The sequence below is a fragment of the Orbaceae bacterium BiB genome (assembly GCA_036251205.1).
GTDB classification, from domain to species: Bacteria; Pseudomonadota; Gammaproteobacteria; order Enterobacterales; family Orbaceae; genus Orbus; species Orbus mooreae.
Map to the genome: position 1 here is coordinate 194851 of CP133958.1, position 19645 is coordinate 214495.

Below are 19645 nucleotides of genomic sequence, written 5' to 3' on the forward strand. Positions count from 1 at the left end.
CTTGATAAACCCAACTTAGACCAAAGCTTAAACAATCGATAAGGTGTTTAAGTTTTTTTTTCTCTAAATTTTACGTAATGCACAAGATCGACTGATGAAAATCGATCTTGTGGATAAGGTATTAAACGTTAAATAAAAAGTTCATGATATCGCCATCTTGCACGATATAATCTTTTCCTTCAGCACGCATTTTGCCCGCTTCTTTAGCACCTTGTTCGCCTTTATATTTGATAAAATCATCAAAAGCGATCGTTTGTGCGCGAATAAAGCCTTTTTCGAAATCAGTATGAATTTTACCCGCTGCTTGTGGTGCGGTAGCGCCAACAGGGATTGTCCAAGCTCTAACTTCTTTAACACCGGCGGTAAAATAGGTTTGTAAGTTAAGTAATTTATACCCAGCTTGAATAACACGATTTAGTCCAGGTTCTTCAAGACCTAAATCTTGCATAAACTCTTCGCGCTCTTCATCATCAAGTTCAGCAATTTCAGCTTCGATAGAGGCACAAACTGGAACAACAACAGCATTTTCTTTTGCTGCCACTTCTTTGACTCGCTCAAGAAATGGATTATTATCAAAACCATCTTCATTAACATTCGCAATATACATCGTTGGTTTTAATGTTAAAAAACTAAGATATTTAATTGCTTCAACTGCTTCTTTAGAAAGATCCAGTGTAATCAGTTTATGGCCCTGTTCTAAATGTGGAAGACATTTTTCCAGAATCTCTTGCTCATATTTAGCATCTTTATCGCCACTTTTGGCTTTTTTCTGGACGCGTAAAATAGCACGTTCACAAGTATCTAAATCGGCAAGTGCGAGTTCAGTATTGATGATTTCAATATCTTCTGCAGGATCAATTTTCCCCGCAACATGAATGATATTATCATTTTCAAAACAGCGTACAACATGACCAATCGCTTCGGTTTCGCGAATATTTGATAAAAACTGGTTACCTAATCCTTCACCTTTAGATGCGCCTTTAACCAGTCCTGCGATATCAACAAACTCCATCGTGGTTGGTAATATACGTTGTGGTTTGACAATTTCAGCTAATTTGTCTAAACGTGAGTCAGGCATTGGTACAACACCTGTATTTGGTTCAATTGTACAGAACGGAAAATTAGCTGCTTCAATTCCAGCTTTGGTTAATGCATTAAATAGCGTCGATTTCCCTACATTAGGTAAGCCAACAATACCACATTTAAAACCCATGATTATACCCTATTAAACATCGAAAAATGGCGTTGATTATACACCAATTTCCATTTTAGGGATACAGTAAAATATGGCTTTGATTGTTTTTATCGTGTTGATGTTTTTACTATATATTTGGATATTATAGCCAGAATAGTTAGACGTTTTTAACTGATTAGATATTTTCGATAGTTAAGCTATATATTTGAGTATATAACGCTTTTTTATGCTATAATTATCGGTCACAGCAGAATTATAACGAAAGTTTTGTTCTACTTTAGTGAAGTGTATAATGGGTAGAGTAATAAATAGGGAGTCAACTTATGCATCAAAAAACGTCTTCTCATAAAAAAAAATCGATTAATGGTTTATTAACGGTTGAGTCTAGTCGACAATTATCGAACAATTTAATTGAAATTGTTTTTAGTTGCGATAAAAAGCTAGAAATAGACCCATTATGGATTGGGCCTCATTTAAAATTGTTGTTCCCTGTCGCTAATTGTAGCGAAATTGTTTTTCCTTTGATTAATGAAGAGGGGAAAATCATTTGGCAAGAAGGGACGCGGGAAAGAGTTAGAACCTATAGTATTCGACGTTATGATGAAAAAAGTAATACGATTGCCGTACATTTTGTTATTCATCAGCAAGGTGTTGCGACCACTTGGGCGCAAAATGCGCAAGTTGGTGATCGTATTGGACTTGTTGCAATGGGATCAAAACGTCGCTTTGATGAAATAAGCCAGTTAACTCTACTCGGTGACATTTCAGCTATGCCTGCAATCTGTTATACATTAGAACATTTACCGGCTAACCAAAAAACAGTGGCAATTATCGAAGTGCGTGATGAAAAAGATAAACTCTCTTTAGCTCTTCCTGAATATGCACAGCTGCATTGGTTAGTAACGCCGCAAGGTAGTCCAAGCCAGATTATGACTAAATTGGAACAGTTACAATTAACTGTCGATGATAATGCGCTATTTTGGGGAGGCATGGAGTCATCAGTATCTCAGTCATTACGTAATTTCTTAAAAGATCATTTTGCTAATTTATCTTCTGATTCAACACGTTTAATTAGTTACTGGCGCGAAGGATTTGCCGAAGGACAATTCAAACACCATGACTAGTCGATTTGTGTCATTCTATTTATGAATATTTTGGCTCATATCCACTTAGCAGCATTATCTAATACTTCAGTAATTGGTAATGCTGCTGCGGATTTTATTAAGGGTGATCCTTATCGTCAATATACCCCATTTATTGCTGATGGTATCATGATGCATCGACGAGTTGATAAATTGGTCGATGAATTGCCTGAAATTGAACAGGCAAAGTTACTTTTCCGCTCAGAAACTAGGCGGGTTGCTCCCATTACACTTGATATTGTTTGGGACCATTTTCTATCTAAACATTGGGCATGTTATATGCAACAAAGTCTGCCTGATTTTAATTTATCAATGCAAAAGTTAATTAAGCAAGATATTGCCTTATTTCCTGTAGAGTTTAAGCAATTTATGGGGTATTTATGGCAAAATGAGTGGCTCGTTAACTATGCTCATCAAGATTTTATTAAACGTGTATTAAATGGTATGGCTAATGAGCGTCCTAAACTTGAAAAGCTAAGAGTGAGTTTTACTGATTTCACCGATAATTACGCGCAACTTGAACAACTTTTTTTCATATTTTATCCAAGACTGATCAAAAAAGCGCAATCAGCACAACTTTAATCCTAAAGCGTAATAAAAATATGACATTAAATAGCGAGAGCATTCTCATAATTCCATTTTTCTAACTGAATAATCATAATCAGCGAATAAATTATTTGATCACTAGATAAGTAATTGATACACAAAGTGACGGATATTTATTATGAAAAAATACTATTTAGTTTTGTTACTCTTAAGTAACATTGCCTTAGCGAATTGTCTTAAATTTTCTATTTATCAGGCCGAACAAGCTCTCACATCATTAGCAAGTCAGATCCAAACTTGGGATAAAATTTATCAGGAACAAGGTACTTCACAGATTCCAGATGAAGTCTATGATCAGCTCGTTGATCGCTATCAACAGTGGCAAGTCTGTTTTCCTCAATTACAAAATAATGTCAAAACTAGGTTATCAGCTAGTGTAAATAAAGTAATGCATCCTGTTGCCCATACTGGGGTTAAAAAATTAGTAGATCCTTTGAGTATTTAAGCGTGGAAGCAGAATAAAACTGATTTATGGTTACAGCCTAAAATAGATGGTGTAGCGGTGACATTAATTTATCAATCAGGAATATTAGTTTCAGCGGTGAGTCGCGGTGATGGCAGTTATGGTGAAAACTGGACGGATAGCGTGAAATTGATCCATGCAATTCCTCAAAAAATATTAACTGATAAAACTCAAATCATACTACAAGGCGAGTTATTTTGGCGTGTAGACGGACATATTCAACAGCAAGACGGCAGCTATAATTATCGGTCAAAAGTCGCTGGGGCATTACTACAAAAATCAGTAGATTTAAATAAATTGGCGAATATTGATTTTTGGGTATGGGAATGGCCAAACGGACCATCAACGATGTCTCAAAGATTAAAAGAGTTAAAAGCAATGGGATTTCGTTACGGTATTGAGGATTCTTATCCTATCTTTTCATTTGATGAGGCACAACGGTTAAGAATGCAATTATTTCGTTCACCATTAGATTATCCAACTGATGGCGTTATTATTCGTCAAGGTAGTCGTCCGACAGGGCAATATTGGCAAGCTTCTCCTCCTTATTGACTTATTGCATGGAAATATCCAATATAAGAGCGAGTTACGATAGTGACAGATGTACTATATTCAATTGGTCGAACTGGTAAAATATCGGTTATTCTTGGCGTCGAACCGACAATGATTGACGGGCGAAAGGTGAGTCGTATTTATATTGGTTCAGCTGTTGAGTTGATTAAACAAGATATAGCAATTGGCGATACAATTACCTTTACTTTGTCTGGTCAGAGTATTCCACGCTTTAAATCAGTTATTTTACGGAGGATGGGCGCCAGTTGCCTTATCTTCCTGATGAGACATTGTTTTCTGCAATTAGCTGCTTTACATATAGTGAGTTATGTCTTCAACAATTTTTATCGCGTTTAATTTGGTTAGGTAATCAACTAGGACTCAATTTTAAAGGAATTAAGCAAGCAACTTGGTTTTCGTTAGTAAAAGCTAATAAACTGAGTTCCTTAGTCGATTGGCTCGATTGGCAGTTAGACGATTTATCAAATGTCCCAAATATTGGTAAAAAACAGTCTGAAATGATAATAAGACAATTTCAATTAGCGAAAAAAGCCTCATTTAGTCAATGGTTAAATGCACTTGGAATGACAGGACTACCTGAATCAATTAAGTCTTATTGCTGGCAAGAGCTAATGAGATGGGATATCAAAGACTGGCAAAATAAGCTTTCTTTATCAACTAAACGCGCTACGTTATATTATCAATTAGCTCATGAAATAATGCGTACTGGAATCGCAAATACTTTAATAAAAATAAAGATAGATGGGTTTTGAGCGATTATTTTTAAGTGACAAAATAATGCCATTTTGGTTATTTTAAGTATATAATTTGCCACACTCTAACCATTATAATAATAGTAACGAAAATATGGCTAAACAGATTAAAGCAATTAAGTGCCCTAATTGTGGTAGTGTTGAAAAAAGTAAATTAGATAAAGATCTTTATCATTGTGCTAATTGTAATACCGATTATTTTTTAGATAATGATGATATTAATATTAACGTCAATAACCGTGTTGAATATACTAATAACACCTCTTACTTTACCAAAAATAAAACGTTATTAATTGTTGTAACCGTCATTGCTGTTTTAGTTATTGTGAGCTATATGTTTATTAGCGGAATATCCAGTAAATCGCATAATACTCCGACTCACAGTGGTAATACGTATGTAACATCCACTGCAACACCATCTCAAACGTTACCACAAACACCACCGAAGCCTGAACCGAAAGCGATAACATATACGCAAAGTAATAAAATATTTTACACTTATCTCTTTGGTGATGATGGTATCTACTCTTTTAATATTGCCTATCGGACGTTTGATCGTAGTAATAATCAACGCAATGGTATTTATTACGAAATTCGTGATGTTAAGAGTGGTCATTTAATTCATAGTGAGTTATTACGTCCCGATGGTAATACGGATAATTGGTTTTTCCGTCGTTTTGATAATCTAGTAACTTATATTATCTATAATGAGTCAACCATTTACGCTTTTGATGAGAATACCGGTAATGTCACTGATGTGACATCAACGCTATTTAAAGATCGCCCTGAATTTGTATCAGGAATTGCAACGGTTAATTTTACGCCGTGGGGATATGAAGATAGTTTCTATATATTAACCAATAATGGTCAAGAGTATTTTTATTATCCTTTGTCGAATCAAGTGTATAATTACAATATTGATTATGAAGCATTGCAAGCGCATTTTAACAAACTGAATGAAAAGCGTGAAAATGTTGATGAACCTTATGATCGTTATAGTTACCTGTTTGAATATTTTGGTAATCAAAAGAATAATCCAATATTAATTAAAGTTGTCTATAAGACAAAAAATATTTCACGCTTTGAGACTTTTGGCGTTTCAAATGTTGAGAATCAGAGTAAACCTTATAAAATTAATTTGCAGTATGGTGAAGGACCTATTATTGATGATAAGGTGCTTGCCGCCGATAGAATTTTTTTCAAGCCAACGGTTGTTTATAGCAATAAAGATGAGCTGATTATACGAGTTAAAAATAATGCTTCACCAAAAGCTTATTATAATTTACAGAGTCTTGATACGAATACTGGCGATGTTAAATGGACAGTCAAAGGCGATGAAAAGTTGGATTTTTTCTCTAATTCGAGTTCATCAGGTAACCTTGAAGTGTGGAGTAAATATAATTTAGAGTCTAGAAAATTATTTATTCCCTACAAGATGGGGTATATTGTTCAATTAGATTTCGGCCAATATGTATTGATTTCAAAACAAGGTGAGGTAAGTGATATTATTATATATCAGCCAGAAGCTCTGTTTACCGAGTAATTGGATGATTGAATTAGAAGGAACATGAGTATAATGAGTGACTCTTTATTAAGTGTGGATTCGTCAATAACTACTGTTAAGTCAACAAAAGTGTTACCTGTTAGTAATGCATTACTGTTAGCAGCAGCACCTATTTATAGTTGCCAATTTGATGGTAAAGGTAAAGCTAATCCGATTGTTGCACAGGGACAAGCAACCATCAGTGAACCATGTTGGTTACACTTGGATTTTGCTAATCAAGAGACGATTGACTGGATTAATGCAACGGAATTATTACCGGAATTGGTGAAAGAAGAACTTATCAAACCAAATCAAATCGCGAAAGAAACGCGTTTTGATACAGGGATCCTTGTGGTTTTACGAGGTGTTAATATTACACCTAATTCTTTGCCCGACCCGATCGTGACATTTCGGTTTTATATTACGGATAATTTAATTATCTCAACTCGTCATCAACAGATTGATGCGATAGCTCAATTGAAGGATAAATTCGATCACGGTATTGGGCCAGTTGATGTTGCGGATTGGCTTATTCAAATATCAGAGCTGATTAGTGATCAAGTGAATATTTCGTTTGATAATGTGCATAACAGAATTATCAAACTGGAAGATAATGCGTTAAATCAACGGATCTTTTCTTATAAAGAGATTGGACGAGTACGTAAACAATTAATTATACTGCGCCGTTTGTTGGCTCCGCAACGAGATATTTTTGTCCGTATTTCAACAGAACGAATATCATGGATTGACGATAATGATCGGCAACATTTACACGATATTTCCAATCAACAAACCCACTATATTAGTGATATCGACAGTTGCCTATTACGGCTTGGTTCGTTGATGGAACAAATTAATGGTCTACTCGCAGAATCAACGAATAAACGAATCTACCTGATGACATTAGTCACCTTAATTTTTATGCCAATTACCTTTTTAACCAGCTTATTAGGTGTGAATTTAGCCGGAATACCTTTTAGCGAATCCCATTGGGGATTTGGTGCTTTTGTGATTCTAATCGTCCTTGTATGTATTGGCTCTATTATTTGGTTAAAGTCTAAAAAATGGATGTGATCATTCTGTTACAATAAAATAGAGAATAAGTGACAATCATTAAATAATTAATTAGCCTATTTTGGTAAAAATAATCGCGATTAATTAACGCCAATTTAGTCAAAATAGCTGTAAATAACGATATAAAAAAATTTCATTAGTCGCTAAATCAATTTTAGTATTTACTTAAAACAGATGATCATGAACTTAAATTATCAATGATATAATAAGAGCAGCAAAGCGTTGTAATGATGCAAAATTTATTACGATATGCCAAGTAATGGAAAACTATAATGAAAATATTTAACACTAAGCATCGATTTATTCTCTTAGTTGCTATTGGTTATTAATGCTTATGCATCAAGAATTATCATCCTCAAGTTACAAATTATTTATCGCCGAAAAACCAAGCTTAGCTAGGGCTGTAGTCGATGTATTACCAAAGCCTCACCAAAAAGGAGACGGTTTTATTCGTGCTGGTAATGGTGATATTGTCAGTTGGTGTATTGGTCATTTACTAGAACAAGCTCCGCCAGATAGCTATGATGAGCGCTATAAAAAATGGCAAATCAGTGATTTACCAATTGTACCAGAACAGTGGTTATTACTGCCTAAAAGCAGTACGCAAAAACAGTTTAATATCTTGGTTAAACTAATTAAACAGGCATCAGAAATTGTTCATGTTGGAGACCCCGATCGTGAAGGACAACTGCTGATTGATGAAGTGATCAACTATTGTCAGCTAGTGCCCGAAATCCGTAATAATGTTCAGCGTTGCTTAATCAGTGATCTCAATGCCGCAGCGGTTGAAAAATCATTAAATAATTTAAAAAGTAACCGTGATTTTATTCCATTATCAACCTCAGCCTTAGCTAGAGCCCGAGCAGACTGGTTGTATGGCATTAATATGAGTCGACTATGTACGATTAAAGGTCAACGTAGAGGCTATAAAGGGGTATTATCCATTGGGCGAGTACAAACACCAGTACTCGGTTTAGTTGTTCGCCGGGATTTAGAGATTGAACATTTTGTTAGTAAACCTTTTTATGAAGTTTTTGCCATAATACAGACTCAGCATCAAGAGACATTTAAAGCGAAATGGCAGCCGAGTGAAGCTTGCGCTCCTTATCAAGATGAAGAGGGACGTTTATTACTAAAAGCACTGGCTGAAAATGTCTGCGAACGCATTAAAAATCACCCCGCTTTAATTGAAAATGTTAGTAATAAGAAAAAGGAGCTAGCGCCACCGTTACCATTTAATCTTTCTACTTTACAGATTGAAATGGCGAAAAAGAGCGGTTTAAGTGCCCAAGAGGTGCTGGATATCTGTCAGTCACTGTATGAGAAACATAAATTAATTACTTACCCTCGTTCAGATTGTCGCTTTTTACCTGAAGAACATCTTAATCAAATCGAAGGGGTTGTTGCAGCAATTAGCAATAATTGTGATGGATTAAGTGAGGCCATTGCACATGCTGATTTAACCATTAGAACTAAAGCGTGGAATGACAAAAAAGTTGAAGCTCATCACGCAATTATTCCAACATTAAGAAAAGCCGATAGTAAACGGCTCAGTCATCATGAGTTTGCCGTTTATACGACGGTGGCGACTCAATATTTAGCGCAATTTTACCCTAATTACCGTTATGCTGAATTACAAATTGACGTAGATATTGCAGGTGGTAAATTTATTGCGAAAGCGAATCAAATGTTAAGTGAAGGCTGGAAACAGCTATTTAAAAACAGTAATGCGACAACGCAAGAAGAGTCTGAACCGTTATTAACTAAATTGGTTAAAAAAGGTGAACAGGCGCAATGTATTGATGCTGAACTGGTCAGTAAAGAAACCTCACCACCTAAACCTTTTAGCGATGCAACACTATTATCAGCGATGACAGGGATTGCTCGTTTTGTTAATGATCCTGAAATTAAAAAAATTCTTCGGGAAACCGATGGATTAGGGACAGAAGCAACGCGTGCCGGAATTATCGAGTTACTGTTTAAGCGTGAGTTTTTAACCCGTCAGGGTAAAACGATCCGTTCAACAGACATCGGACGTCAGCTGATTAATATGTTACCTACGGTAATGAGTGTACCGGATATGACAGCTCATTGGGAATCACAATTAGATGCAATTAGCCAAAAATCATTTAGTTACCATCAATTTATGGCTGAGCTGACCAACTCTATCTATCAATTAATTGACCGAGTTAACTCAGCTCGTTTTAGCTAATCAGCATCAATTTATTGGTTAGGCGGTATGTCCATGACGCTTTTTAACCGATTTAAAGTACCAATAAAGGGTAAAATAAGCCAAGATACTTGCCAATAAATCTGAAATTGGTGGCGCCAACCAGACTCCGTTTAATCCTAAAAATAGCGGTAATATATAGAGCATTGGTAACAAAATTAACACTTGTCTTGATAGACTTAAAATAATCGAAACTTTCGCCATACCGATGCATTGGAAGAAACTAGTTGTTACCATTTGGAAGCCAAGTAGTATAAATAGGGCGGTAATTGAACGTAGTGCTGTTGAAGATAACTCAATCATCTCTTTATCAGGGGTAAAGGCACTGACTAATACATCCGGTATACACATCCCCAATAGAAAACCGACTCCAGTGATAATCGTTGCTGTCTTAACCGCATAAAAAAATGTCTCTTTGACTCGGTCATAGTTTTTAGCACCGTAATTATAGCCGACAATCGGTTGCATACCTTGGTTAATACCGATAACAATCATCACGATTAAGGTAATTAATCGATTGGCATTTGAGTAAGCGGCGATTGCATCATCGCCACTGATATGACTAAGTGGTGCATAAGAATTAAGCTGCCAATTAATAAATACAACGACAACTGATGTGGCAACTTGCATCGCAAAAGGCGACATACCGATGGATAAAATACTTAAAATTGACTCTTTATCGAGACGTAAATTTTTTAAACGTAAACGAACTAGGCTTTTTTTACTTGTAAAATGAATCATTACTAGTATAAAACTGAGCATCATTGCTAATGTAGTCGCCAGCGCAGCACCTCGCATACCCCAATCGAAAACTCTAATAAAAATAGGGGCTAAAATAATATTGGCAATTACTGTTGATAGAATAATTAGCATAGCTTTAAGTGGATAGCCACAGGCCCGCATCATATTGGCATAGTTAAATGACAACGTTAAAAATAAGCTACCAGGTAAAAATATTTGTAAAAACTGTTTTGCATAGACATGGGTGACTTCACTTGCGCCCACAATATAGAGTAGGGGATCAATAAAAATCAGTAGCAGACCAAGAGTAATACCACTCAAGAGCAGGGTTAATACAAATGATGAGCCAATAATACGTTCAGCTTTATCTTGCGCTTTTTGTCCTAAAAAGATAGAGATGCGGCTTGCTGAACCTACACCCACTAATAAACCTATTGCGGCGGCAATGGTCATCACAGGAAGAATTAGGCCGGCAGCACTTAAGGCTTCTTTACCGATCCAGTGACCAATAAAAATGCCATCGATAATATTATAAAGTGTATTTACGGTGGTACCAATTATTGCCGGTAATGCATACTGCCAAAATAATTTACTGATTTTTTGTTCAGTAAAGTCATTGTAGTTTTTCATAAGGGTATCTAATTATTATTTTGAATTTTATTCGTTTTTTATAGTAGAAAATTGTAAAAATCTTGTTTAAGACAATTATTAGCGAGATAAGACCATATCTAAAGTGCGCTTATTTTAACAGACAATAAAATTGTTGATAGGTATTTTTTTCGTAATTCTGGTAAAATGGTACAATTAAATGAAAAAAGGTAATATGATTAATGAGCTTACAGATAGAGCAAATTGTATTGCATCAACTCATCCGCAAAAATGAGAACGAAATTGATGTGGTATTACGAGATTCTTTACTCGAAAATCACCAAGTGGTGACAGATTTAATTGCTGATGTTAATCGCATTTATAATAATAAAGCGAAAGCATATGGATTGTTTAATGAAGGTAGCCTGTTTGAAGCTTCGGTTAAAGAGATGAAGTTAGGCAATCAAGATTTTTTAAACTTCTCACAAGAATCTGTTAAACAGTTACGTAATGAACTGGCTAAATATCCATTCGCAGAGGGTGGAACAGTCGTATTTTGCCAATATCGTTATTTGGCGGTGGAGTATTTACTGATTGCTGTTTTAAATACTTGTCATAGTATGCTAGTAAACGAAAAGCTTGAAATTAATCAAACCCAGTATCTGGATATTGATCATGCTGATATTATTGCCAGAATGGATATTACTGAATGGCAAACTGATCCTAATTCAAAACGCTATTTAACTTTTCTTAAAGGTCGTGTTGGTCGTAAAGTATCTGACTTTTTTATGGATTATTTAGGTGCGAGTGAAGGCTTGAATGCTAAAAATCAAAATAAAAGTTTAGTGAAAGCTGTTGATGATTATTGTCAAGAAATTCAGCTTGATAAACAAGAGAAAAAAGCAGTACGTGAACAAGTTTATGGTTACTGTAAAGGTCAACTTGAAGCCGGAGAAGAGATTAGATTATCCAATTTAGCAAAAGAGTTACCTACTTCTGATGATAATGACTTTAGTTCATTCCTTGCAAGCCAAGACTATGATCTCGATGAAGAGTTTCCTGTTGATCGTTCAACACTACGTCAGTTGAAAAAATTCTCGGGTAGTGGTGGTGGATTAACAATTAATTTTGACTCAGATTTACTAGGTGAGCGTATTAAGTGGGATGCTCAAAGCGACACCTTAGTGATTAAAGGAATTCCTCCTAATTTACGAGATCAGCTACAGCGTAATAATAGTTAAAATAAATTTTGCGAGGTAACTCGCATTTTTTATCTTTTTTATACTAAAATTATACTTCCCATCAAAAAAATAACGAATTTTTGCTAATGCTTAAGTCTTTTCATAAGTTGATTGTTGCGATAGCTTTATTACCACAGTGATATTTATTATCATAATCAATAGTGTTATCAGAATTGAAATATAATGGAGATAAAAGTATGAAGTATGTTGGCGCTCATGTTAGTGCATCTGGAGGAGTTGATAATGCTCCAATTAATGCACATCAAATTCAGGCAACGGCTTTTGCTCTGTTTACTAAAAATCAACGACAATGGCTGGCAAAACCATTAGAAACAGCGGTTATTGATAAATTTAAATATAACTGTGAAAAGTATGGTTATAGTAGTAAACAAATTTTACCCCACGACAGTTATCTGATCAATTTGGGTCATCCAGAACAAGAACAACTGGATAAATCACGTACAGCTTTTTTAGATGAAATCCACCGCTGTGAGCAGCTAGGTTTAACGTTACTTAATTTTCATCCTGGCAGTGATTTACGTCAAATTTCTGTTGATGAGTGTTTAGCTCGAATTTCTGAATCGATAAATATTGCTTTAGATAATAGTAATAATGTGGTTGCCGTCATCGAGAATACCGCCGGACAAGGTTCAAATTTAGGCTATAAATTTGAGCATTTGGCTCAAATTATTGATAAAGTTGAAGATAAAAGCCGAGTGGGTGTTTGTATTGATACTTGTCATGCTTTTGCTGCAGGTTATGATTTACGAACCCAAAAAGCGTGTGAAGAGACCTTCGCTGAATTTGAGAAAATTGTTGGTTTTCAATATTTACGCGGTATGCATTTAAATGATGCTAAAAGTGAGCTGGCAAGCCATGTTGACCGACATCACAGTTTAGGAAAAGGGAATATTGGTAAAGTTGCGTTTGAGTATATTATGCAAGATCCACGTATTGATGAGATTCCGCTTATTTTAGAAACGATTGATCCTGATATTTGGGTTGATGAAATTGCCTGGTTAAAATCACTGGCGAAATAAACTTAATAAGATATTAAGCCAGTTTTATTTTTAGTTGATCAATAATAGTCTCCCGACTTAGACCTTGATAAGGCGGGGGATCTAATCTTTCACAAAACTCTCGCCAGATAAAAAATGTCAATTCCGCACCATCTGTTGTTGTTTCGGGGGCTTGGATACCAAAAGATTGCAGCTGCCGATAACGTTGATCTTGCCAAAATAGATCGAGTACCCATTGGTTGATCGGGATAAAATGAAAATGTACAGCTAAGTTTTGAGTATGTCCATAACGTCCGATATACAAATATTTTGGCATCAATATCTCCGTTAATGCCCGTTCAATATTGGACATTAGCGTTGCCATTTCGATTAAAGCCTCATGAGGTAAACCATACAATTGTGTTTCTTTAGATGTTGAACTTAACATTATATAACCAGGCAGTGCCGAATTAACTCGGTGATTAACTGTCCAATACTGAGTCTCTTTGATTAACATTGAAGGTTCAATTTTCATACTATTCACTAATTTAAACTTGAAATATTTCTTCTTATACTAGCATTTTATTTCCTAAAGCAATAAGTCGTTATTACTTTTTCCATATCGTATTTATTTCCTGTTTTTATCTAAATTTGTGCAGTGAATATCGATAATTTACTGATGTGCTATGAGTCTATAATTACTTTCTCATCATTTAGTATATAACTAAATGCTATATAATTATGCTTAATTCATATTTCGTTAGGTGATTGTTTATTGCTAGATTAACCATAATAACAGGGTGATTAAACTATGAATTAGGAGTAAATAATGAAAAAACTATTAACGTTATTCGCATCATTGATATTTATAACGGGCTTAGTCGGTTGTGACAAAACAGATAATACGACAGATCCCCAACAAAAAACGATAATTACTGTTGGTACTTCTCCTGGTCCCTATAGTGAGCTTTTTTTAACCGCTATTAAGCCAATTTTAGAAAAAGAAGGTTATAGTATTAAAGCAGTCGATTTTTCTAACTTACGTTTAGCTGATATCGCTTTAAATGATGGTGATATTGATGTTAATGTTGATCAGCACACCGCCTATTATCAAGATTTTAACACTAATACTAATGGTGATTTAATTAGTATTACGCAAATTCCAACAGTTCCAGCCGGATTATATGCTGGTCAAAAAACATCATTATCAGCCGTTGCACAAGGTGATAAAGTTGCTATTCCACAAGATCCATCAAATGCAGCAAGAGCTTATGCTTTATTACAAAAGGCAGGCTGGATTACGTTAAAACCGGGTACTGAAATTACCAAAGCAACAGCTAACGATATTGCTAATAATAAATATGGTATTGATATTATTGAGATGGATTCAGCAACTATACCTCGCTCACTTGCTGATTTGGCTTATGCCGTTATTCCAGGAAGTGTCGCTTACGCCGCTGGTGTTGATATTAATGGTAATTTGTTACAAGAAGATTTACTTGAGCACTTAATTCTTGTTGCTACGGTTAAAGCGACTAATAAATATACTCCATGGGCTAAGGCAATTGTTGCTGCTTATCACTCTGACGAGTTTAAACAGTACTTACAGCAACATAACCAAAATCATTATTGGTTTGTTCCAGAGTCTTTACAATAACTAATTGATGGCATTTATGATTAATACCATAAATGCCTATGATTAATATCGCAAAAGATAATTCAATAATATGATTAAATTACAAAATATAAATGTCATTTTTTATGATAAAAATAATACCGAATTGCATGCGGTTAATGATGTCTCCTTATCGATAAATAAAGGCGAAATATTTGGTATCGTTGGTTATAGTGGTGCCGGCAAGTCCACACTTGTTCGCGTTATTAATCTTTTGCAAAAACCAAGTGATGGTCAAGTTATTGTTGATGGACAACAATTGTTATCATTAAACGCAGCACAGTTACGCCAAGCAAGAAAAAAAATTGGTATGATTTTTCAACATTTCAATTTAATGAATTCACGCACTGTTTATGGCAATATTTTATATCCATTACGTGATTCTCGGCTATCAGCTAATGAAAAAGAGCAAAAAATTAATCAGCTACTTGAGTTAGTTGGCTTATCGGAAAAACGTGATTTTTACCCATCACAGTTATCAGGTGGACAAAAACAACGAGTAGCCATTGCCAGAGCACTGGCTAATGATCCCAATGTATTGCTGTGTGATGAAGCAACCAGCGCATTAGATCCAAAAACCACACAATCTATTTTGAAGTTATTAAAAGAGCTAAATCAACGCTTAAATTTAACAATAGTGTTGATTACTCATGAAATGCAAGTCGTGAAAGAGATTTGTCAGCGTGTGGCGGTTATGGAACGCGGTAAAGTGATTGAGCAAAATGATATTGTTAGTATGTTTAGTCATCCACAGCAGTTATTAACGCAAGATTTTATTCGTACAGCATCAAATATAGAACAAGCTTATGAGGCTATTTTTAATCATCCATTATTAGCGGGCCAATTAAAAAATCAGAATTTATTTGAACTGCATTTTACCGGGAATAATATGTTTGCCCCTTTTATTAGTCAGCTCTACCAACAGTATCAGATTGAAACTACGATTTTATATAGTAATTTGGAAATTATTGATAATCAGCCAGTCGGCAGTTTAATTGTCATGTTTAAGGGACAAGATCAAGCAATGGCTGAAGTGGAGTATTTTCTAAATAAACAAAATATTTCTTTGAGTCGACTCAATTCACTGCAAAACGAAAATTATTATTCAATTTAGCGGAGCCATAAAATGTATTCTTTATTTGCCGATTATTTTCCTAATGTTGTGATGATGCCTGATAAATTTGTGCAAAGCACGCTTGAAACAATTTATATGACTTTTTTGTCGGGGTTGATTGGCGGATTAGCCGGCGTTCTCTTAGCGGTTATTTTAGTCGCGACGAAGTCAGAAGGGGTTCTAGAGAATAAAACTTGTTACCGAGTTTTAGATAAATTAATTAATTTATTTCGTTCAATTCCATTTATTATTTTATTAGCACTGATTTATCCTATAACACGATTTATTGTTGGAACAACAGTCGGACTGAATGCTGCATTAGTGCCATTAACACTTGGATTTGCCCCATTTTTTGCTAGACAGATTCAAAATGCATTATTGGAGGTCGATGAAGGAATTGTTGAAGCCGCGAAATCAATGGGCTCATCACCGTTTGAAATTTTAATTCATGTCTATTTGAAAGAGGGATTACCGGCAATTATTAGAGCATCAGCTGTTAGTATTATTAGTTTAATTGGCTTAACGGCGATGGCCGGTGCTGTTGGTGCAGGTGGACTTGGTAGTTTAGCAATTAATATTGGTTATAATGGCTTTAAAAATGATGTGGCGGTAATGAGTACATTAATTATTTTAGTCATTGTATTTATCACTCAGTGGTTTTGTAATTTTTTAATTAAGAAAGTCAGTCACTAATCATAATTGAATATATCATCCTAATTAGTTAGCTTAATAGTGAGGCGCGTATTTACGCGTCTCATCTTTCGTTATAAAAGGTGACTAAATAGAAGATAAATGACTTTTAACCTAATTTAATCATAACTTTTTTAGCAATGCCTTTTTCTTCAACTATCATTTCACTTAGATAGGGTTCATTTTGTTTACTCGCGGCGATAATTTTTTGAAAATCAAAGCCATTTTGTTTAAGTGATGTAAATGCAGAATTGGGTAAAATCGTATTTAAAATAGTGATAAATGCGACAGGAACAACAAATGTTTCATCAAGTCTATTTTGGAGAAATTTTTCAATAATTAATTTTTTCATATTGCCTCTCATCATTCTACTGTTATGGTGCTAATGTTTTTTTATACTAGATTTTAATGCATTAATCATTGAACCATCTTTAGCTGCCAAGGTGCGTTCAATAAGTGTGAACATCGCATGATAACGGGCTTGTTGTTCTTCATTCGTCCAGTTAAAAACCCCTTCACCAAATAAAAAAAGTGAACCAGCTAAAATAAATTGTACAGTACTGAGTGGATCATCAACGTGAAATCTTTTCTCTTGATTGCCTTGTGTTATGACATCAGCTAATATCGGTCCAAAGAGTTGTACTATTTTAATATTAATACGGTCATGTAATGCTCTATTTTCAGGTAAATGCATACTATTCACGACATCATGTTTTTCATTTTTTAAGCTATTTTGTTTGTTAATAATAACGGCTAACTTTTCGATTGCGTTTAATTTTTTATCATTAGTAATTTGCCGCGCTTCCATCACCATATCATTAACTAATTGTTCTGTGAGCGCTTCAAGGATCTCCTCTTTCGATTTGAAGTAATGATAAAAGGTTCCCTTAGCAATCCCTGCTTGGCGTACAATTTCATCAACGGCAGTTTTAGCATAGCCCTTTGTTTGAAATAGCTGATTGGCAACTGATAAGATTTCAGCACGACGTACATCAGGATTTTTCACTATTCGCATTTTTTTACACCATTTTGTTAGATGGTTAAATTATATTCTATAGACCGACCGTCGGTCAATGTATTGATATTGATAAATATGATCAATGGCAAGCTGAAATAGAGAGTTCACGAGAAGTTAAATTATAATGGGCTCAATTTGAAATAGGTGATAATTTTGCTAACAGTATAGCTACATTTTTAATATTGATGTGTTTAAACTATTTTTTACTACGCTTAACGTGTGTGGCCATAACGGGTAGCGTTTTAACTTCTTCTACTTCTGCCATTTGCATTAACATATTTTTTATTTCATATAATCGGCAGTGTTCAATTGTAGCAATACGAGCAATACTATCTACTGAACCATATAAACTTTCAAAAATAAAATCCTCTTTAATCGAACATAATTTATCAAAAATGATATCACAATTACAACCATCTGATTTAATTAATAATATTGAATAAGCTTTTTCTAAAGTATGTTCAATAGTAAACCGTTTAATTGTGCCGTCATCAATCATCTGATTAATTCTTTTATTGACAGCACTGCGCGATAAATTAACGGTATCTGCAATTTCTTGATAGCTACGTCGGGAGTCTTCAGTAAGCAACTGTAATATTTTAGTATTGATATTATCGAGTTTCTTCATGGTGATGGACTTTATTATTTATGTTATTTTGGCAAAATTATAAAGGAATTGATTATAGATAAAAGAGACAAATTGTTTAAGTAATAAAATGACACCACTATTTCACAAATTGACGATTAAATACCTAATTTTAACTCGTTATTATCCACTTTTTATTTTAACTAATTTAGTAAGCTAATAATCTATTTTATTTTCTTTGGGGAGCGGATGATGAATGCATTAATTGTAAATCCCGATATGAATGGTAAGACTATTCGACAGCGTTTGCAAAAATTAGGCGTACAGTGCGATGTATTTTTGGGAGAACAACCGGATTATTTATTAGATTATGGTGATAAAAAAAACTATCGAAAATACTATTTATCATTAGATGAAATAATGAGTTGTGCTAATAAGCTAAATTATCAATTGGTTATTGCTGGTTCCCCTTTAGCAAAAAGGTATTGTGATTCGATTATTAAACAACTTGGTTTACAAGGTACCGTTATTATAAATGAGCAGGTAGTATCAACAAATACACGCTATAAGATTGTCTCTTGGCGATGAAATAACTGATTTTAAATTGCTTGATAGACTCACATCAATTTGTGAGCCTATCAATAAAATAGCTATTTCCCTTTTTCGATATAGCTCATATCGCCAATACTTTCAACGATAAATTTACCTTCATCAGTATAGCGAATCTTGGTAACACTCGCATTTCCAAGTTGTGTTTTAATTGGTGTATCGGTCATTTCATTAATCATCGCTAAAATGGCCATACCATGAGAGACGATTAAGACATTACCACCACCTTGTTCTTGAGCTGCTTTAGCAATCGTGGTTAATGACTCTTGCATACGATTTTTTACCTGCTGATAACTTTCAGCATCACCAGATTGTTCAACCGCCTTAAGCGCATCCATCATTTTATCGATAGTAATTTTGCCTGCAGCAAAGTCATTCATTAGTTCTCGATCTGAGACATAACCTAAATGTTTCGCAGCTGGTCCCCACATATTAGGATCTAAATCACCTTCAAACAGCCCAAAACAGGTTTCACGCAATCCTTCCATTTCGATAATATCAACATTATCTCCTTTAGACTCTAAAATGACGCGGGCTGTCTGTCTTGCTCGACCCAGATCACTAGAGTAAACAGCAATAAAATCGGTGCCTTTTAATCCTTTACCTAGTTGTTGAGCAACTTCAATACCAGGCTTGGTTAATGGGGTATCTGACCAACCTTGTACACGATGGGTTGTATTAAACATAGTTTTGCCATGGCGAGTGACGTATAAGTAGACATCGGCTGCAAAAGCATTCGACATTGTGAAAATAAACACAAAAGCTACACTGATTGATTTATATAATGTTTTCATAATATCTTCCTAA

21 protein-coding genes and 1 pseudogene are annotated in these 19645 nt (G+C 34.7%); 15 read left to right on the forward strand and 7 right to left on the reverse strand.

Going from position 1 to position 19645, the window contains the following annotated elements:
- Window positions 1–121: 121 nt before the first annotated feature.
- Window positions 122–1213 (reverse strand): redox-regulated ATPase YchF, encoded by a 1092-nt coding sequence (gene ychF / locus RHO11_00840; protein WVD61705.1) that lies wholly within the window; start codon window positions 1211–1213, stop codon window positions 122–124.
- Between the two features lie 305 nt (window positions 1214–1518).
- On the opposite strand from ychF, the gene RHO11_00845 reads away from it, so the two are divergent.
- The 9 genes and pseudogenes from RHO11_00845 to RHO11_00885 all read left to right on the forward strand — a co-directional run bounded on the left by RHO11_00845 (window position 1519) and on the right by RHO11_00885 (window position 9560).
- Complete coding sequence (locus RHO11_00845) at window positions 1519–2319, forward strand: siderophore-interacting protein (GenBank protein ID WVD61706.1); 801 nt, start codon at window positions 1519–1521, stop codon at window positions 2317–2319.
- Between the two features lie 21 nt (window positions 2320–2340).
- Entirely contained in the window at window positions 2341–2919 is a 579-nt protein-coding gene (locus RHO11_00850) for an ACP phosphodiesterase (GenBank protein WVD61707.1), read from the forward strand.
- 142 nt (window positions 2920–3061) lie between these two features.
- Entirely contained in the window at window positions 3062–3388 is a 327-nt protein-coding gene (locus RHO11_00855; protein ID WVD61708.1) for a hypothetical protein, read from the forward strand.
- A gap of 24 nt (window positions 3389–3412) precedes the next feature.
- A pseudogene (locus RHO11_00860) lies at window positions 3413–3958 on the forward strand (hypothetical protein).
- Window positions 3959–4000: 42 nt separating this feature from the next.
- Window positions 4001–4315: a hypothetical protein gene (locus RHO11_00865; GenBank protein WVD61709.1), complete on the forward strand. Its 315-nt coding sequence runs from the start codon at window positions 4001–4003 to the stop codon at window positions 4313–4315.
- Window positions 4225–4731, forward strand: a complete 507-nt coding sequence (locus RHO11_00870; GenBank protein ID WVD61710.1) for a hypothetical protein — start codon at window positions 4225–4227, stop codon at window positions 4729–4731. The genes RHO11_00865 and RHO11_00870 overlap by 91 nt, the downstream gene beginning before the upstream one ends.
- A 94-nt stretch (window positions 4732–4825) precedes the next feature.
- Complete coding sequence (locus tag RHO11_00875) at window positions 4826–6274, forward strand: hypothetical protein (protein ID WVD61711.1); 1449 nt, start codon at window positions 4826–4828, stop codon at window positions 6272–6274.
- 33 nt (window positions 6275–6307) lie between these two features.
- Entirely contained in the window at window positions 6308–7348 is a 1041-nt protein-coding gene (gene zntB, locus RHO11_00880) for a zinc transporter ZntB (protein WVD61712.1), read from the forward strand.
- 334 nt (window positions 7349–7682) lie between these two features.
- Window positions 7683–9560, forward strand: a complete 1878-nt coding sequence (locus RHO11_00885) for a DNA topoisomerase III (protein WVD61713.1) — start codon at window positions 7683–7685, stop codon at window positions 9558–9560.
- A gap of 18 nt (window positions 9561–9578) precedes the next feature.
- Here the strand turns inward: RHO11_00885 and RHO11_00890 are convergent, their stop codons facing one another.
- Complete coding sequence (locus RHO11_00890) at window positions 9579–10949, reverse strand: MATE family efflux transporter (protein ID WVD61714.1); 1371 nt, start codon at window positions 10947–10949, stop codon at window positions 9579–9581.
- Window positions 10950–11149: 200 nt separating this feature from the next.
- Here RHO11_00890 and yejK point away from each other — a divergent pair, with 200 nt between their 5' ends.
- Both yejK and nfo read left to right on the forward strand, forming a co-directional pair.
- A complete protein-coding gene (yejK, locus tag RHO11_00895) occupies window positions 11150–12148 on the forward strand; it encodes a nucleoid-associated protein YejK (GenBank protein WVD61715.1) in 999 nt (332 codons plus the stop codon).
- 197 nt (window positions 12149–12345) lie between these two features.
- The gene (gene nfo / locus RHO11_00900) at window positions 12346–13188 is read left to right on the forward strand and encodes a deoxyribonuclease IV (protein ID WVD61716.1); all 843 of its coding nucleotides are present in this window, start codon (window positions 12346–12348) and stop codon (window positions 13186–13188) included.
- Window positions 13189–13201: 13 nt separating this feature from the next.
- On the opposite strand, the gene RHO11_00905 is transcribed toward nfo, so the two are convergent.
- The gene (locus RHO11_00905) at window positions 13202–13681 is read right to left on the reverse strand and encodes a hypothetical protein (protein WVD61717.1); all 480 of its coding nucleotides are present in this window, start codon (window positions 13679–13681) and stop codon (window positions 13202–13204) included.
- A 294-nt stretch (window positions 13682–13975) separates the two neighbouring features.
- On the opposite strand from RHO11_00905, the gene RHO11_00910 reads away from it, so the two are divergent.
- From RHO11_00910 to RHO11_00920, 3 genes are all read left to right on the forward strand, one after another.
- Window positions 13976–14803, forward strand: coding sequence for a MetQ/NlpA family ABC transporter substrate-binding protein (locus tag RHO11_00910; protein ID WVD61718.1), 828 nt, complete (start codon window positions 13976–13978; stop codon window positions 14801–14803).
- 70 nt (window positions 14804–14873) lie between these two features.
- Window positions 14874–15935 (forward strand): methionine ABC transporter ATP-binding protein, encoded by a 1062-nt coding sequence (locus RHO11_00915; GenBank protein WVD61719.1) that lies wholly within the window; start codon window positions 14874–14876, stop codon window positions 15933–15935.
- A 12-nt stretch (window positions 15936–15947) separates the two neighbouring features.
- On the forward strand, window positions 15948–16628 hold the full coding sequence (locus RHO11_00920; protein WVD61720.1) for a methionine ABC transporter permease: 681 nt from the start codon (window positions 15948–15950) through the stop codon (window positions 16626–16628).
- Between the two features lie 106 nt (window positions 16629–16734).
- Here the strand turns inward: RHO11_00920 and RHO11_00925 are convergent, their stop codons facing one another.
- The 3 genes from RHO11_00925 to RHO11_00935 form a co-directional block, all read right to left on the reverse strand.
- A complete protein-coding gene (locus tag RHO11_00925) occupies window positions 16735–16977 on the reverse strand; it encodes a hypothetical protein (GenBank protein WVD61721.1) in 243 nt (80 codons plus the stop codon).
- A 30-nt stretch (window positions 16978–17007) separates the two neighbouring features.
- Entirely contained in the window at window positions 17008–17640 is a 633-nt protein-coding gene (locus tag RHO11_00930) for a TetR/AcrR family transcriptional regulator (protein ID WVD61722.1), read from the reverse strand.
- A gap of 199 nt (window positions 17641–17839) precedes the next feature.
- Complete coding sequence (locus RHO11_00935) at window positions 17840–18271, reverse strand: Lrp/AsnC family transcriptional regulator (protein WVD61723.1); 432 nt, start codon at window positions 18269–18271, stop codon at window positions 17840–17842.
- Between the two features lie 207 nt (window positions 18272–18478).
- Between RHO11_00935 and RHO11_00940 the strand changes: the two genes are divergently transcribed.
- Window positions 18479–18817, forward strand: coding sequence for a hypothetical protein (locus RHO11_00940; protein ID WVD61724.1), 339 nt, complete (start codon window positions 18479–18481; stop codon window positions 18815–18817).
- 62 nt (window positions 18818–18879) lie between these two features.
- Here RHO11_00940 and RHO11_00945 read toward each other — a convergent pair whose 3' ends face one another.
- Entirely contained in the window at window positions 18880–19632 is a 753-nt protein-coding gene (locus tag RHO11_00945; protein WVD61725.1) for a histidine phosphatase family protein, read from the reverse strand.
- Window positions 19633–19645: the final 13 nt, after the last annotated feature.

Coding starts and splice junctions, on each gene's coding strand:
- RHO11_00885 (WVD61713.1), top strand. CDS start 7,683: ATGCATCAAGAATTATCATCCTCAAGTTACAAATTATTTATCGCCGAA.
- RHO11_00890 (WVD61714.1), bottom strand. CDS start 10,949: ATGAAAAACTACAATGACTTTACTGAACAAAAAATCAGTAAATTATTT.
- RHO11_00940 (WVD61724.1), top strand. CDS start 18,479: ATGATGAATGCATTAATTGTAAATCCCGATATGAATGGTAAGACTATT.
- RHO11_00850 (WVD61707.1), top strand. CDS start 2,341: ATGAATATTTTGGCTCATATCCACTTAGCAGCATTATCTAATACTTCA.
- RHO11_00915 (WVD61719.1), top strand. CDS start 14,874: ATGATTAAATTACAAAATATAAATGTCATTTTTTATGATAAAAATAAT.
- ychF (WVD61705.1), bottom strand. CDS start 1,213: ATGGGTTTTAAATGTGGTATTGTTGGCTTACCTAATGTAGGGAAATCG.
- RHO11_00920 (WVD61720.1), top strand. CDS start 15,948: ATGTATTCTTTATTTGCCGATTATTTTCCTAATGTTGTGATGATGCCT.
- RHO11_00905 (WVD61717.1), bottom strand. CDS start 13,681: ATGAAAATTGAACCTTCAATGTTAATCAAAGAGACTCAGTATTGGACA.
- RHO11_00875 (WVD61711.1), top strand. CDS start 4,826: ATGGCTAAACAGATTAAAGCAATTAAGTGCCCTAATTGTGGTAGTGTT.
- RHO11_00845 (WVD61706.1), top strand. CDS start 1,519: ATGCATCAAAAAACGTCTTCTCATAAAAAAAAATCGATTAATGGTTTA.
- nfo (WVD61716.1), top strand. CDS start 12,346: ATGAAGTATGTTGGCGCTCATGTTAGTGCATCTGGAGGAGTTGATAAT.
- zntB (WVD61712.1), top strand. CDS start 6,308: ATGAGTGACTCTTTATTAAGTGTGGATTCGTCAATAACTACTGTTAAG.
- RHO11_00910 (WVD61718.1), top strand. CDS start 13,976: ATGAAAAAACTATTAACGTTATTCGCATCATTGATATTTATAACGGGC.
- RHO11_00930 (WVD61722.1), bottom strand. CDS start 17,640: ATGCGAATAGTGAAAAATCCTGATGTACGTCGTGCTGAAATCTTATCA.
- yejK (WVD61715.1), top strand. CDS start 11,150: ATGAGCTTACAGATAGAGCAAATTGTATTGCATCAACTCATCCGCAAA.
- RHO11_00855 (WVD61708.1), top strand. CDS start 3,062: ATGAAAAAATACTATTTAGTTTTGTTACTCTTAAGTAACATTGCCTTA.
- RHO11_00945 (WVD61725.1), bottom strand. CDS start 19,632: ATGAAAACATTATATAAATCAATCAGTGTAGCTTTTGTGTTTATTTTC.
- RHO11_00925 (WVD61721.1), bottom strand. CDS start 16,977: ATGAAAAAATTAATTATTGAAAAATTTCTCCAAAATAGACTTGATGAA.
- RHO11_00935 (WVD61723.1), bottom strand. CDS start 18,271: ATGAAGAAACTCGATAATATCAATACTAAAATATTACAGTTGCTTACT.